Origin of the sequence: Rhizobium sp. Nf11,1 (assembly GCF_050587665.1) — a bacterium.
Classification (GTDB): Bacteria; Pseudomonadota; Alphaproteobacteria; order Rhizobiales; family Rhizobiaceae; genus Rhizobium.
On the sequence record NZ_JBOBHU010000004.1, the window covers coordinates 22,029 to 35,251 of the forward strand.

12 protein-coding genes are annotated in these 13,223 nt (G+C 62.1%); 4 read left to right on the top strand and 8 right to left on the bottom strand.

Annotation, left to right across the window (positions count from 1 at the left end; all coding sequences use genetic code 11):
• The 5 genes from ACQ7C1_RS07940 to ACQ7C1_RS07960 form a co-directional block, all read right to left on the bottom strand.
• Positions 1-1,506, bottom strand: a complete 1,506-nt coding sequence (locus tag ACQ7C1_RS07940; RefSeq protein WP_085779293.1) for a tripartite tricarboxylate transporter permease — start codon at positions 1,504-1,506, stop codon at positions 1-3.
• 9 nt (positions 1,507-1,515) lie between these two features.
• Positions 1,516-1,977: a tripartite tricarboxylate transporter TctB family protein gene (locus ACQ7C1_RS07945; RefSeq protein ID WP_430957895.1), complete on the bottom strand. Its 462-nt coding sequence runs from the start codon at positions 1,975-1,977 to the stop codon at positions 1,516-1,518.
• Between the two features lie 208 nt (positions 1,978-2,185).
• Positions 2,186-3,169 carry a tripartite tricarboxylate transporter substrate-binding protein gene (locus ACQ7C1_RS07950; protein WP_430957896.1) on the bottom strand — a complete coding sequence of 328 codons (984 nt, stop codon included), beginning with the start codon at positions 3,167-3,169 and terminating at the stop codon, positions 2,186-2,188.
• Positions 3,170-3,415: 246 nt separating this feature from the next.
• Positions 3,416-4,750, bottom strand: coding sequence for a sigma-54-dependent transcriptional regulator (locus tag ACQ7C1_RS07955; protein ID WP_430957897.1), 1,335 nt, complete (start codon positions 4,748-4,750; stop codon positions 3,416-3,418).
• Positions 4,747-6,621, bottom strand: a complete 1,875-nt coding sequence (locus tag ACQ7C1_RS07960) for a sensor histidine kinase (protein WP_430957898.1) — start codon at positions 6,619-6,621, stop codon at positions 4,747-4,749. The genes ACQ7C1_RS07955 and ACQ7C1_RS07960 overlap by 4 nt, the downstream gene beginning before the upstream one ends.
• A gap of 109 nt (positions 6,622-6,730) precedes the next feature.
• Here ACQ7C1_RS07960 and ACQ7C1_RS07965 point away from each other — a divergent pair, with 109 nt between their 5' ends.
• Positions 6,731-7,393, top strand: coding sequence for a sulfite oxidase-like oxidoreductase (locus ACQ7C1_RS07965; protein ID WP_430957899.1), 663 nt, complete (start codon positions 6,731-6,733; stop codon positions 7,391-7,393).
• On the opposite strand, the gene ACQ7C1_RS07970 is transcribed toward ACQ7C1_RS07965, so the two are convergent.
• The 3 genes from ACQ7C1_RS07970 to ACQ7C1_RS07980 form a co-directional block, all read right to left on the bottom strand.
• A complete protein-coding gene (locus tag ACQ7C1_RS07970) occupies positions 7,378-7,947 on the bottom strand; it encodes a hypothetical protein (protein WP_430957900.1) in 570 nt (189 codons plus the stop codon). The genes ACQ7C1_RS07965 and ACQ7C1_RS07970 overlap by 16 nt on opposite strands.
• A 53-nt stretch (positions 7,948-8,000) precedes the next feature.
• Positions 8,001-8,735 carry a CbtA family protein gene (locus tag ACQ7C1_RS07975; protein ID WP_430957901.1) on the bottom strand — a complete coding sequence of 245 codons (735 nt, stop codon included), beginning with the start codon at positions 8,733-8,735 and terminating at the stop codon, positions 8,001-8,003.
• Positions 8,736-8,849: 114 nt separating this feature from the next.
• Positions 8,850-9,059: a CbtB domain-containing protein gene (locus ACQ7C1_RS07980; protein ID WP_085779300.1), complete on the bottom strand. Its 210-nt coding sequence runs from the start codon at positions 9,057-9,059 to the stop codon at positions 8,850-8,852.
• Between the two features lie 231 nt (positions 9,060-9,290).
• On the opposite strand from ACQ7C1_RS07980, the gene ACQ7C1_RS07985 reads away from it, so the two are divergent.
• From ACQ7C1_RS07985 to ACQ7C1_RS07995, 3 genes are all read left to right on the top strand, one after another.
• On the top strand, positions 9,291-9,839 hold the full coding sequence (locus ACQ7C1_RS07985) for a histidine phosphatase family protein (protein ID WP_430957902.1): 549 nt from the start codon (positions 9,291-9,293) through the stop codon (positions 9,837-9,839).
• A gap of 474 nt (positions 9,840-10,313) precedes the next feature.
• A complete protein-coding gene (locus tag ACQ7C1_RS07990; RefSeq protein ID WP_430957903.1) occupies positions 10,314-11,885 on the top strand; it encodes a putative bifunctional diguanylate cyclase/phosphodiesterase in 1,572 nt (523 codons plus the stop codon).
• A 138-nt stretch (positions 11,886-12,023) separates the two neighbouring features.
• Entirely contained in the window at positions 12,024-13,202 is a 1,179-nt protein-coding gene (locus ACQ7C1_RS07995; protein WP_430957904.1) for an acetate/propionate family kinase, read from the top strand.
• Positions 13,203-13,223: the final 21 nt, after the last annotated feature.

The window sequence follows — 13,223 nt, forward strand, 5'->3', positions numbered from 1 at the left end:
TCAAGCTTCTTCGACGAATACCTCCTCGCGCTTCTTCCTGACGCTCGGCAGGAAGACGACGATGAGCACGGCGACCGCGATAGCCAGAAGCGTGGCGCTGATCGGCCGCGTGATGAAGGTGCTGGGGTCACCGCGCGACAGGATCATGGCGCGTCTGAGGTTCTCTTCCAGCAGCGGCCCGAGCACGAAGCCGAGCAGCAGCGGCGCCGGCTCGCAGCGCAGCTTGGCCAGCACATAGCCGATGAGGCCGAAGAAGGCGACGGCATAGAGATCGTAAACGTTGGAATTGACGCTGTAGACCCCAATCGAGCAGAAGGCCATGATGATGGGGAAGAGTACGTAATAAGGCACCGTCAACAGCTTCACCCAGAGCCCGATCAGCGGCAGATTGAGGATGACGAGCATCAGATTGCCGATCCACATCGAGGCGATGATGCCCCAGAACAGCGCCGGCTGCTCGGTGGCGACGTTCGGGCCTGGCACGATGCCCTGGATGATCATGGCGCCGATCATCAGCGCCATCACCGGATTGGCCGGAATGCCGAGCGTCAGCAACGGAATGAATGAGGTCTGCGCTCCGGCATTATTGGCCGATTCCGGGCCTGCAACGCCGGCAACCGCGCCCTGGCCAAATTCCTTCGGCGTCTTCGACAAGCGCTTTTCCACCGTATAAGAGGCGAAGGAAGCGAGGATCGCCCCGCCACCCGGCAGGATGCCGAGCGCCGAGCCGATGGCGGTGCCGCGAATGATGGGCGCGACCATCTCCTTGAATTCCTGGCGCGAAGGCAAGAGGCCCGATACCTTGGCCATCAGCACCGTTCTTGTCGACTCTCCCTCGAGATTACGCAGGATTTCAGCGACGCCGAAGACGCCGACGGCGAGCGCCACGAAATTCAGCCCGTCGGCATATTCACGGATGCCGAGCGTGAAACGCGGTGTGCCGGTATAGATATCGGTGCCGACGAGGCCGAGCAGCAGCCCGAGCGCCACCATCGCCAGCGCCTTGACGACCGAGCCATGCGCCAGCGCGATCGAGGAAACGAGGCCGACGATCATCAGCGAGAAGTATTCAGCCGATCCGAATTGCAGCGCGATGTCGGTCAGCGGCGGCGCGAAGACCGCAACGAGGAAGGTCGAGACCGTACCGGCGAAGAACGAGCCGAGCGCGGCAATCGCCAGCGCCGCCCCCGCCCTGCCCTTGCGCGCCATCTGATAGCCGTCGATCGCGGTGACGGCCGAGGAGGATTCGCCCGGCATGTTGATGAGGATCGCCGTTGTCGAGCCGCCATATTGCGCGCCGTAGTAGATGCCGGCGAGCATGATGAGTGAGGAGACCGGCTCGAGCTGGAAGGTGATCGGCAAAAGCATGGCGATCGTCGCCGTGGCGCCGATACCGGGCAGTACGCCGATCAGCGTGCCGAGCAGCACGCCAATCAGGCAGAAGAGGAGATTATCGAGCGTTGCCGCCGTGGCAAAGCCGAGCGCGAGATTGCTGAAAAGATCCATCGCCGCCTCCTAGAACCGGACCCAGGGGCCGAAACGCTCGAACGGCAGTCCGAGCCCATAGCTGAAGACGGCGACCGAAAAGACCGTCAGCAGCAGCGACAGGATGACCGCGAACACCAGATTCATCTTGCGCGACGCAAAGCAGGCGATAAAGGCGGTGAAGAACAGCGCCGGCGCAAATCCGAGCCCGCGCACCGTCAATCCGAAGAAGACGGGAGCCGGCAGAATGAAGAGCATACCGCGCCAGGCGAAGGGATCGACCGGCTCCCCCTCCACACGCAGCGCCTGAATGAAGATGATCGCGCCGAGAAGTATCAGCGCGCAGGCAAGGATAAACGGAAAATAGCCGGGGCCCATGCGCAATGCCGTGCCGACATCGAGCCCGACCGACTGATAGGCAAAGAAAGCGCCGATCGCGACGAAAAGCGCACCGCAGATCGCATTGGTGCTATCGAGACTGATAGATTTCATGGTGTCTCCTGAAGTTGGAGATGGTTCACGTGATGCCGTCACTGCCGCGATGGCCCCTCATCCGCCTGCCGGCACCTTCTCCCCGCTCGCGGGGAGAAGGGAACATGCCGCAGCCTCTCCGTCCCTCGCCATGTCTCGTATGGCAGGTCCCCTCTCCCCGTTTAGGGGAGAGGGTTAGGGTGAGGGGCTATTCCTGGCACATCCCTCACTAATCCGCATATTCCCCGGCAGCCTCGATCACCGGCTTCCAGCGGGCTATCTCGCTTTCTAGCTTGGCTTTCAAAGCAGCAGGCGTTGCATCTGCATCGGAAGACGGCGCCGTGCCGAGTTCGGCGAAGCGGGCGCCGACATTCGGATCCTTCAGCGCCAGCTGCAGCGACTTGGACAGGCGCTCGTTGATCGCGGCCGGCGTACCCTTCGGTGTGTAGATGCCGTGCCATATGCCCACTTCGAAGCCCGGCAGGCCGGCTTCGACAGCCGTCGGTACATCCTTCAACACATCGAGACGCTTCGGCGAGGTCACCGCATAGGCCTTGATCGTGCCGCCCTTAATCTGTTTCGTCGTGTTGGTGGTCTGGTCGCACATGATATCGACCTGGCCGCCGAGCAGATCCGTCATCGCAGGGCCGGTTCCTTTATAGGGTACGGTCGTGAGTGGCGTCTGGATGGCGCTCATGAACATCATGCCGCAGAGATGCGAAGCCGCACCGATGCCGGCATTGGCGACCGTCACCTTCTCCTTGTTGGCCTTGACGTAGTCGATCAGTCCCTTGAGATCGCTCGGCTCGAAATCCTTGCGTGCGACGATCGTCATCGGCACCTCGGTGACGAGTCCGACATATTCGAAGGCGCCGAGCGTGTCGTAGGCGAGCTTGCGATAGAGCGTGGCGCTGGTCGCCATGCCGATATGGTGCAGCAGGATGGTGTAACCATCGGGATCGGCGCTCGCCACCCGGCCGGCGCCGAGCGTGCCGCCGGCGCCGCCGACATTTTCAACGACGATCTGCTGGCCGAGATCCTTCGACATGGATTCCGCCACAAGGCGCGCAACGGTGTCGGTGGGGCCGCCCGCCGCAAAGGGGACGACCATGGTGATGGTGCGTTCGGGGTAGGTCTGCGCCGAAGCGACGCCGGCGAGAAGAGAGACCGCGGCAGCCGCGGTCAGGCCGAGCACGGCCTTCAGGATTTTCATCGTTTCCTCCCTGATGAAACAGCCGCCCCGCCGACACATCCTCCGCCGGGGATGACCTATTTGCCGCCGAGAGAAATCGCGCCGCAATCATTACCGTCGCTTCCGCAAGATGATTCTGCGGCAGTGCAATGCAGCATGGGTCGATTTGGAAACAAACGGCATAGGCGATGGGTGGATTTCCACCCAACGCGCAACGTTCCGGGCTGGAGCACCATTGTCCCGGAGAATGCACGACGCAAACCAGGATCAGCTTTCGGTAGTCAGCATCCGCTTGTCGAGGCCGTATTTCTGCATCTTTTCGTAAAGGGTCTTGCGGGAGATGCCGAGGGATTCATAAACAGGCCTGAGGCTGCCCCCATGCGCCACCAGCGCGCTGGCGATAATCCCTCGCTCGAATTCGGCGACCCGCTCTGCAAGTCCGATTGCCTCCTCGGTATGCCGTCCGCCATTGTCGAGACCCAGGACCAGACGGTCGGCGGCATTCCTCAGTTCCCGCACATTGCCGGGCCAGTCGCGCTGGGCGATGTCGGAGATCACCTCCGGCGGCACGGCCACCTCGTCGCGGCCGTAGCGGGCGGCCGCTTCGCGCACCAGTTGCAGGAAAAGCAGCGGAATGTCCGCCCGCCGCTGCGACAGCGACGGCACATGCAGCGTCGCGACGTTCAGTCGGTAAAACAGATCGGCGCGAAAGCGGCCAGCTGCTACCTCCGCCTCTAGGTCTACTTTGCTCGTCGCGATGAAGCGCACGTCGAGCGGCACGACCTCGTTCGATCCGAGCCTGGAGATCACCCGCTCCTGCAGCACCCGCAGGAACTTCGCCTGCAGATCGAAGGGCATGGAGCCGATTTCGTCGAGCAGGATGGTGCCGCCGCGCCCATGTTCGAACTTCCCGTAACGCGGCCTGACCGCGCCCGGGAAGGCGCCAGGCTCGTGGCCGAAGAGCTCGCTCTCGATCAGGTTCGCCGGCAGCGCGGCACAATTGATCGCAATGAACGGCCGGCTCGCCCGGGCACTGATATCGTGAAGTGCGCGGGCCACGACCTCCTTGCCCGCCCCGGTATCACCGACGATCAGCGTATCGGCGTCGCTGGCGCCGATCGCGCGGATGCGATAGCGCAGATCCACCATCACCTGCGTGCGCCCCGGCAGCCGCGCCTCGATGTCGTCGCGTTTGCCGGCAACCGCCTTCAGCAGTCGGTTTTCGAGCACCAGCCCGCGCCGCTCCATTGCCCGGCGAATGACGCCGGCGAGCATTTCAGGCGTGAACGGCTTCTCGATGAAATCATAGGCGCCTTCGCGCATCGCCTTGACCGCGAGCTGTACATCGCCGTGGCCGGTGACGAGGATCACGGGCACCTCCTGATCGATCTCACGGATCTTCTGCATCAAAGTCATTCCATCGATGCCGGGCATTCGGATATCGCTGACGACGACGCCGGGAAAACTGTAACCAATCAGTTCCAGCACATGTTCGCCGCTCGAAAAGGTCTCGACGCTGAAGCCGGAGAGTTCCAGCGCCTGCGCCGTCGAGCGGCGCAATTCTTCCTCGTCGTCGACGAGCAGGATCTTCGCATCATTCATTCAGCCGCCTCCGGAATCAGCCCTGCCGCCGATTGCAGCTCAATGCGGAACACCGCGCCCCCTTCGGAATGATTGGCAGCCGTCAGGCTGCCGCCGAAATCCTTGACGATGTTGTAGGAGATCGAAAGCCCCAAGCCGAGCCCCTTGCCGACACCCTTGGTCGTGAAGAAGGGATCGAAGATGCGCTCGGCGATCGCCGCCGACACGCCGGGTCCGTGATCGCGCACCGTCAGCACCACCTTGCCGGCCTCCTCGAAGGCCGAAACCTCAATGCGCCTGTCATCCAACCCCTCCACCGCATCGGCCGCGTTGGAGATCACATTCACCAGCACCTGCTGCAGCCGCACCGAGCCGGCGCGCACCACCGGCGGCTGCGTTCCGAGATCGAGCCGGAGCTCGGCGTCCGCCGCCTTCAGCCGCCAGGCGATGATCTCGAGTGTATCGCGCATCGCCTCGTCGAGCGAAACGGGCCCGAGCTTCTCGTTCGGCTTGCGGGCAAAATTGCGCAGGTGCCGACTGATCGCGGCCATGCGGTCGATCAACCCGCCGATCCGCCTTATATTGTCGCGCGCCTCCTCCGTCCGGCCTCGATCGATCAGCACCGAGGCACTGTCCGTATAGGTCTTGGCGGCGGCGAGCGGCTGATTGAATTCATGCGAAAGGGCAGCCGACATCTGCCCGAGCCCAGCGAGTTTGCCCGCCTGGATGAGATCGGCCTGGGTCTGGCGAAGCTGCTGCTCGGTCAACCGCCGCTCGGCGATCTCCTCCTCGATGCGGCTGTTGACGCGGGCAAGATCCGCCGTGCGCTCCTCCACCCGCCGCTCGAGCTCACCCCGCGCTTCGGCCTGCATCTGCATGCGCTCGGCAAGTCGCGCCCGCCGCTGGCGAATGACCGCGACAGCAAGGCCGGCGATGCAAAGGATGAGAAAGACGGCGACAAGCGCGGTGCGCGCCTGAGCGCGGATGGAGCTTGTCTCCATCAGCACATTCACCGTCCAGTCCTCGGCCGGCATGTAATGCGACAGCACCAGATACTCCCTTGCGCCCCGATCACTCGCAAGCGTCATCAGATCATGCGGCTCGAAGCGATGGCGCGTTACCGGCAGGGCTGTCAGTCTTGCATTGGCATAGCGCCGCGACGCTTCCGTGCGGGCGATACGATCGGCCGTCAGCGGCAGGATCGCGCCGTAGAGCCATTCCGGGCTGCCGGACATGAAGATGATGCCTTCCGGATCGGAGACGAAGATTTTGTATTCGCCGCCGCTCCAGGAGGATTCGATCATGTCGATATCGACCTTGAAGACGATGACGCCGCGAATATCGGCGCCGACCCTGATCGGCGCCGAAAAATAGTAGCCGCGCTTTAACGACGTGGTGCCGAGGGCGTAAAACCGCGCCTGCCGGCCCTCGATCGCCTCCTGGAAATAGGGCCGGTAGTTGAAATTCTGTCCGACGAAGCTTCCCGGCCCATCGTAATTGCTGGCCGCGATCGTCTCCCCGTCCGGCTTCACCACATAGATGTCGGAGGATTTTAAAAGCCCGTTGATCTCCTTGAGATAGAGATTGGCCGCATCACGCAGCGCCATATCGTTGGGCGCGCTCACCAGTTCCTTGATATCGTCGTGATCGGCGATCAGCGCCGGCAGCGCCTCGTAGCGGTTGAGGTGGCCGCTGAGCGCCGAGACGGCAAGGCGCAGCGCCGTTCCCGCCTGAGCGGAAGCCTCCTGCATATAGGCGCGCGTCGCAATCGCGCTTCCATAGGTGAAGAAGGCGAAGATGACAAACGGCACCACCAGCAGCGCCGCGATGGCACGATATCTCGAAGACAGATCCGGCTCCTCCCTTTCTGCCTTCACTCCCCAGCAAGGCATGCCCGACGGCTCAGTTTAATGAGGCAAGCGAGGATTTCCAAGGGCTCACCGGAACTTGACACTCGGCAGGGACGGATGTCCTATTGCTGCACCGCAAGGAAACCCATTCATGAGCGACGACCAAACGCCCGCCGACAGCAAACTCACCAACTCCAAGCGCCGCTGGGCGTCAGAGGGCAAGTTCCTGACCGGGCGCATCAGCAGGCCCGAGACCGAGCGCCTGCCGCCCGGCCAGCACCTCGTCAAGAATTGGCCGGTGCTCGATCTCGGCCAGCAGCCGGTCATTTCAACCGAGAGCTGGCAGCTTGAAGTGCGTGGTTTGGTCGAAACGCCTCTCACCCTCACCTGGGCCGATTTCCAGGCGATGGAGCAGAGCACTGGGGTGAGCGACATCCACTGCGTCACCACCTGGTCGCGTTATGACAACAACTGGAAAGGCGTTTCGACGCGGGATCTGCTCGATCGCGCCATGCCGAAACCGGAAGCAGCCTACGTGATGCTGACGAGCTATGACGGCTACACCACCAATCTGCCGCTCGCCGATTTCGCCGCCGAGGATGCGATCCTGGCGACCTCCTGGGAAGGCCTGCCGCTGACACCGGAGCACGGCGGCCCAATGCGCCTCGTCGTGCCGCATCTTTATTTCTGGAAAAGCGCCAAATGGCTGCGCCGCATCGAGTTGCTCGCCGCCGACGAGGCCGGCTTCTGGGAAAAGAACGGCTATCATATGTATGGCGATCCGTGGCGCGAGCAGCGCTATTCAGACGACTGAGCCTTCGGCCGCAGGAAACGGCGAAGCGTCAGGATGGCAAGCCCCAACATGGCGGCCAACCCCGTCAGGGACGCCATGCTGGCAGGATGAAGCGGCACCTTGCTCCAGCTCGGCTTGACGATATTGGCGGTATTGAATGCCTCGCCGCTGAACTGGCAGGTAATGAAGGCAAGCCCGCGACCCGCCATCTCGGCGTCGATGGCCGAGATGATTTCGCCCGCCGCGGTTGCCTCCCGCGGCATCTCACGCATCGCCATCAGCACGGCTTTCGTCGCCGCGAGATAGGCATGGGCGCATTCGTTGAACGGGCTTTCCTCGTCGGTCACACTGCCCGGCACTCGGCCCCAGAGGCAATAGGAATATTGGATTTCCGAGTAGTTCAAGACACGCCGGAACGATTCGTTCGTATCGGCCGCCCGTGACGCCAGCATGCTGATGCTGCTGCGATACTCCGAAATGATCGCCATCTCGCCGTGGGAAATTGCCGGAATATCGAGCCCGGTATCGGAGCCGCCAGAGCTGCTCCCATGGCCGAAAGCATTTCCGATAAACATTGGCAACAGGCTCGCGATGAGACCGAGAAAAGCAAACCTGCCAATATGCTGCATCACCGGAACGCCGGCCGCAGTCCACTCTTGGCGGCAAGACCCCTTTCTGCCAGCGCTCCGAAAACCAGACCGAGCGTTGCCCAAAGGATCGCATGCATGCCGAGCGAGGTGGTGCGGAACCGCCAGAGTACCATCGCCGAGAAATTCTCGGGCACTTCGTTGATCGGCGGCAACAGATAAAGCACGAAGCCGATGAAGACGAGATAGGCGATGCCGGCGATGATCGCGCCGTTCCAGAGACCGAAGCGCTCGCCAAGGCGGCGCGAAAGCGCGACCGCGGCAACCAGCGAGGCGAGCGAAACGACAATCATCAGGAAGAACAGCTCGGTCCTGACGCCGATCGTTTCGGGATTGCCGACCGCCGGGGGGTTGGCCGGATATTTGATTCCGGGAACAAGCACCACTGCCACGAAGGCGGCAATGGCGATGACGGCCGAGGTGCCGCGCGCCGAGAGGCTGCTGAAGCGGCCATGTACGAAGGCGAAGGCGAGCGAGAAGAGCCCGCCGACGGCGATACTATAGGCCATGACGCCGGTGAAAAGGCCGAGACCAGCCTGCGTGGCCCGGCTGACGATTTCAGGTTCGGCAGCTTCGCCCGCCGCCTCAGCGCTCGCCTCCTCGAAGGCGATTGCCGCATCGACCAGCGGCTCGCCGAAGATATGGGCGAAAGCGAAAACGAGGATGCCAGCAATCAGGCCCGCGAGCATGCCGCGAAGCAGAAGCTTTCCAACCATCTCAATATTCCCACTAAGCATGTCGCACAAAAGTGTGCAGCAGTTTTGCGATAACGACATGCGTAAACAAAGACCTAAAGCGCGAGAAGCGAATTTGAAAGATCGCGATGCGCTTTAGTGGCAGGGAAAGCCCAGGAGATGGCGGCCGTCATGCACGAATTCGTGCACATACATGCCGTTGAACAGCGCCATCGCGCCTTCCTCGGTGCCGACGAAATAAAGAACGATGAGCATCAGCAGGCCGCCGAAAACCGCCCAGGGCAGGATTTCCCCTACAGGGATTGGCGCCGGTGCCGCAACGGGCGCGAAAGTGGTGTCAGACATGTATCCCTCCGGAATGACGCGTTCAGTCGAAAGAGTGTTGTGCGGCAGGGTCTGACTTCCAGCGTAAAGAACTTCGAACCGCTGGTCACAGTGGCGCGACCGCGCCGGATTTCCACCGGCTTCCAAACCCGCAACAGCACGGTTATATCTGGACGCCGAAGAGACTGTCAACGAAACTTCGAGACGCCGGCGAAGGGTCGTCCCCACCATATTGCGAAGATCGGAACAACCGTGAATACCCGCCTCACCTGGATCTGTCACGGCGCCACGGCGGCGAGCCGCAAGGCCCTGTTCCCACTGGATGAGCCGCTGGAAGACAAGGCCTCTGAAGAAGCCGCCCGGATGACTGCCCTGCCTCGCGCCGACCGGATCGTCACGAGCCCGGCTTTGCGTGCCCGCCAGACCGCTACAGCCCTCGGTCTCGACGCTCAAATAGAACAGCGGCTTGCCGACTGCGACAATGGCCGCTGGGCCGGCAGGCCGATTGCGGCAATCGGCACCGAAGAGCCGGAGAACCTCATGGCTTGGATGAGCGATCCGGAAGCCGCCCCACATGGCGGCGACAGTTTTCTCGGTCTGCGGACGCGCGTCGCCGGCTGGATGGATGAGCAATCCACGCTCGGCGGCCATGTGATAGCCGTCACCCACGCATCGATTATAAGAACAGCGATTGCGCATGTGCTTCAGGCTCCCCTCCCCTCCTTCTGGCTCGTCGATGTCGAGCCGCTGGTGGTCGTTCGGATGACCGGCAATGGACAGCGCTGGTCGCTGCGCCTCTAGAGAATTAGACATCCCTCATACTATCCAGCCTTACGCAAGCAAATCGCGTCATCTCTATTGAACCGGGTCTGACCGGGACTACTTCCTTGTCCCAAGGAGATGGAAGCTATGGCATATGATTGGAGTGGGGAGCGTACGCGGCGCCTGCGCTTGATGAGGGTCGTGACGTTCACCTTAGTTATGGTCGGTCTGGTCGTCAGCGTTCCGCTGCTGATCGTCACCGCCTAAAGAGCGAGACAGGGCGAGCGATGCGACAGCACGCTCGCCCTCGTTCTTTCGTGGGGCTCCCCTCGTCTTGAATCCGGACATCCTCTAGTCTTCGAAGCAGCACCAGCGAAACGCCGTAGCGCAGCCGACGTCCCGACAGCACCGCAACGGACGGGCTGCCACCTCCAACAATTCGCCTTGTGGTTTCAACGAACATTTCAGATTTTCGTGATAGTCCGGCACAGGGTGGAGATGGAGAATGCGATAATGCCTGCGTTTTTCCGAAGCAGGGCCGGAAGGCAATGCGTGTCGGTTGTGGTTTTCGGAGTAACCCTCTGGATCCTCGGTACGGTGCTGCACTTCGACGACCGCCTCGTCTCCTTCATGACCGGTTTCGGCGAGTACGGGGCGGATAAGCTCGTTCTGGCTCTCGGCATCGCTGGCGCGATGAGCTTCATCTATTCGGTGCTGCGCATCGCCGACCTGCGCAAGGAAATGGAGCTGCGCGCCACCGAACAGGCTAAGGCCGATTGGACGGCAACCCACGACCATCTGACCAAGCTGCCGAACCGCTACGCCTTCGAGCGCAAAATACTCTCACGGCCGGTCAGAAGCGGCGAGGCCGAGATCGAGGAATGGGACGACAACGTCACGATCTTCTCCGTCGACCTCGACGGCTTCAAAAAAGTCAACGATCTGGTCGGCCACAAGGGCGGCGACGTGTTGCTGGTCGAAGTTGCCAGACGCATCTGCGCGCTTGGCAACGCGGATTGCGTTTACCGCTTCGGCGGTGACGAATTCATCATCGTCGCCTTTTCCCTGACGGCAGAGCGCGAGGAGCGTTTCGCCAAGTTGCTGATCCAGGCCGTCACCCGGCCGATCCATATCGATGGCTTTGCCGTCGAAGTCGGCGCCAGCGTCGGCTACGATCGCTGGCTTGAGGGCAGCGAGCCGCTGGAAGACGCCGCCCACCGTGCGGACCTCGCCATGTATGAGGCCAAATCACGCGGCCCTAACCATTATCTCGTCTTCGAAGCTTCGATGCAGGACAAGGTAACGGAACGCGCCTCTTTGGAAAGCAGGCTGCGTGCGGCAATCGCCGACAAGGCGATCATGCCTTTCTATCAACCTCTGATTGATTTGAGGACTGGCAAGCTTTGCGGTTTCGAAGCCCTCGCGCGCTGGGTCGGCGAGGATGGTGTCAATATTCCGCCGCCTGTTTTCATCGACATTGCCGAGGAAACCGGGATGATCACCGCCCTGTTCGAGGATCTCCTTGCGCAGGCCTGCGGCGATGCGCTCACTTGGCCAGCGCATGTCACCCTGTCCTTCAACGTGTCGCCGGTGCAGATGGAAGACAGGCTGCTGGCCTCCCGCATCCTCAAGGTCCTTTCAGCAAGCCGGCTGCCGCCGCAACGCCTGGAGATTGAGATCACCGAAAACGCGCTGATCCAGGATCCCGCTATCGCAGCCATCATTCTCGAAGAGCTGCATGCGGCCGGCATCCAGATCGCCCTAGATGATTTCGGCACGGGCTATTCGAGCCTTGCCCAGCTCGCCCGCTACCGCTTCGACAAGATCAAGATCGACAAGAGCTTCATCGCCACCTATCGCGACGACGAACGCCAGGAAAAAATCGTCCGCGCCATGCTTGGCCTCAGCAGAAGCCTCAACATCAAGACGACTGCGGAAGGTGTCGAGGAGCATGGCCAGCTTGCCTTCCTGCTGCAGCTCGGCTGCGACATCGGCCAAGGCTATCTTTTCGGTAAGGCGATGCCCGCCGCCGAGGCGAGCATCTTCATCCGCGATCGCAACGCCAATCTGGCGTCAACCGCCTGACCCCCGCGTAATTCGACAAAACTGTCCCAAGGCTGCCACGCGCCGTCAGCATGTGGCGCTCGGGCGGCCATGCCTTTCCGGCGGGAGTTTCGGCGCTAAGTTCGGTCATCGTGACGACTGTGCGGAGTCTCTGAAGACATGTCATCCACCGACCTCCTCCTGACATTCAACGCCGGCTCATCGACGGTGAAGGTCGGCGTCTTCTCGATTGATGGTGCCGAGGCACGACACCTAGGAAAGGGCGTCATCGATCTCCGCGCCGAGCCGCTCTCGCTTGTCCTGACCAAGGGATCGCAGACATTCGATATGTCCCTGAAGGCGGAGGTGACGTACGATCTGCACGGGGTCATCGACGAGACCTTCACGCGTCTCGCCGATCACTTCGATATGGCAGCGGCGGCCGTGGCCGGCCACCGCGTCGTCCATGGCGGCGAGCGCTTCACGAGCGCCGTCGCGCTTGATGACGCCGCCACCGATGGGATCGAAGCGCTGATCCCGCTCGCGCCCCTGCACCAACCGCAAGCGCTGCGCTTCATCCGCGCGCTCCGCCATCTGAAGCCGCATCTTGTCCAGACAGCCTCCTTCGACACCGCCTTCCATGCCACGCAGGACGATCTCGTGCGCCGCCTCGCCATACCCCGTTCCTTGCATGAGGAGGGCATCAAGCGTTACGGCTTCCACGGGCTTTCTTATAAGTTCATCGCCAGTGAACTCGCTCGCAAGGCGCCGCATACGGCAAGGGCTGTGGTCGCCCATCTCGGCAGCGGCGCCAGCCTCTGTGCGATGGAAGACGGCATCAGCCGCGATTGCAGCATGGGCTTTTCGACCCTCGACGGCATCCCGATGGCGACACGCCCGGGCTGCCTCGATCCCGGCGTGATCCTGCACCTGGCAGGAGAGAGAAAACGGTCTCTGGGTGAGATCGAGGATTTGCTCTATCACCGCTCAGGCCTGCTCGGCGTCTCCGGCATCAGCGCCGACACGCGCGATCTGTTGAAGGACGGCCGGCCGGAAGCGCGCCAGGCGATCGACCTTTTCACACTGCGCATTGCCGGCGAGATCGGCCGCATGGCGGTAACCCTCCGCGGCCTCGATGCCGTCGTCTTCACCGCCGGGATAGGCGAGCATCAGCCGGAAATCCGCGCCGGCGTGGCGAAACACCTGTCCTGGCTTGGCCTTTCGATCGACGAGAAGGCCAATGCCGCCAATGGTTTCACGATCAGCACCAGGGAAAGCCGCATTGTCGCCCATGTCATTGCCACGGACGAAGAACAGGTGATCGCCGATGAAGCGCTGTCCGTTCTTCGCGCCCGCTGATCCAGATCAATGGCGCGCCGG

What these genes read in the sequence shown, in the direction of transcription:
- ACQ7C1_RS07965 (WP_430957899.1), top strand. Translation starts at nt 6,731, where the DNA reads ATGAGCGACGACCAAACGCCCGCCGACAGCAAACTCACCAACTCCAAG.
- ACQ7C1_RS07940 (WP_085779293.1), bottom strand. Translation starts at nt 1,506, where the DNA reads ATGGATCTTTTCAGCAATCTCGCGCTCGGCTTTGCCACGGCGGCAACG.
- ACQ7C1_RS07945 (WP_430957895.1), bottom strand. Translation starts at nt 1,977, where the DNA reads ATGAAATCTATCAGTCTCGATAGCACCAATGCGATCTGCGGTGCGCTT.
- ACQ7C1_RS07955 (WP_430957897.1), bottom strand. Translation starts at nt 4,750, where the DNA reads ATGAATGATGCGAAGATCCTGCTCGTCGACGACGAGGAAGAATTGCGC.
- ACQ7C1_RS07970 (WP_430957900.1), bottom strand. Translation starts at nt 7,947, where the DNA reads ATGTTTATCGGAAATGCTTTCGGCCATGGGAGCAGCTCTGGCGGCTCC.
- ACQ7C1_RS07960 (WP_430957898.1), bottom strand. Translation starts at nt 6,621, where the DNA reads ATGCCTTGCTGGGGAGTGAAGGCAGAAAGGGAGGAGCCGGATCTGTCT.
- ACQ7C1_RS07950 (WP_430957896.1), bottom strand. Translation starts at nt 3,169, where the DNA reads ATGAAAATCCTGAAGGCCGTGCTCGGCCTGACCGCGGCTGCCGCGGTC.
- ACQ7C1_RS07990 (WP_430957903.1), top strand. Translation starts at nt 10,314, where the DNA reads ATGCCTGCGTTTTTCCGAAGCAGGGCCGGAAGGCAATGCGTGTCGGTT.
- ACQ7C1_RS07995 (WP_430957904.1), top strand. Translation starts at nt 12,024, where the DNA reads ATGTCATCCACCGACCTCCTCCTGACATTCAACGCCGGCTCATCGACG.
- ACQ7C1_RS07980 (WP_085779300.1), bottom strand. Translation starts at nt 9,059, where the DNA reads ATGTCTGACACCACTTTCGCGCCCGTTGCGGCACCGGCGCCAATCCCT.
- ACQ7C1_RS07975 (WP_430957901.1), bottom strand. Translation starts at nt 8,735, where the DNA reads ATGGTTGGAAAGCTTCTGCTTCGCGGCATGCTCGCGGGCCTGATTGCT.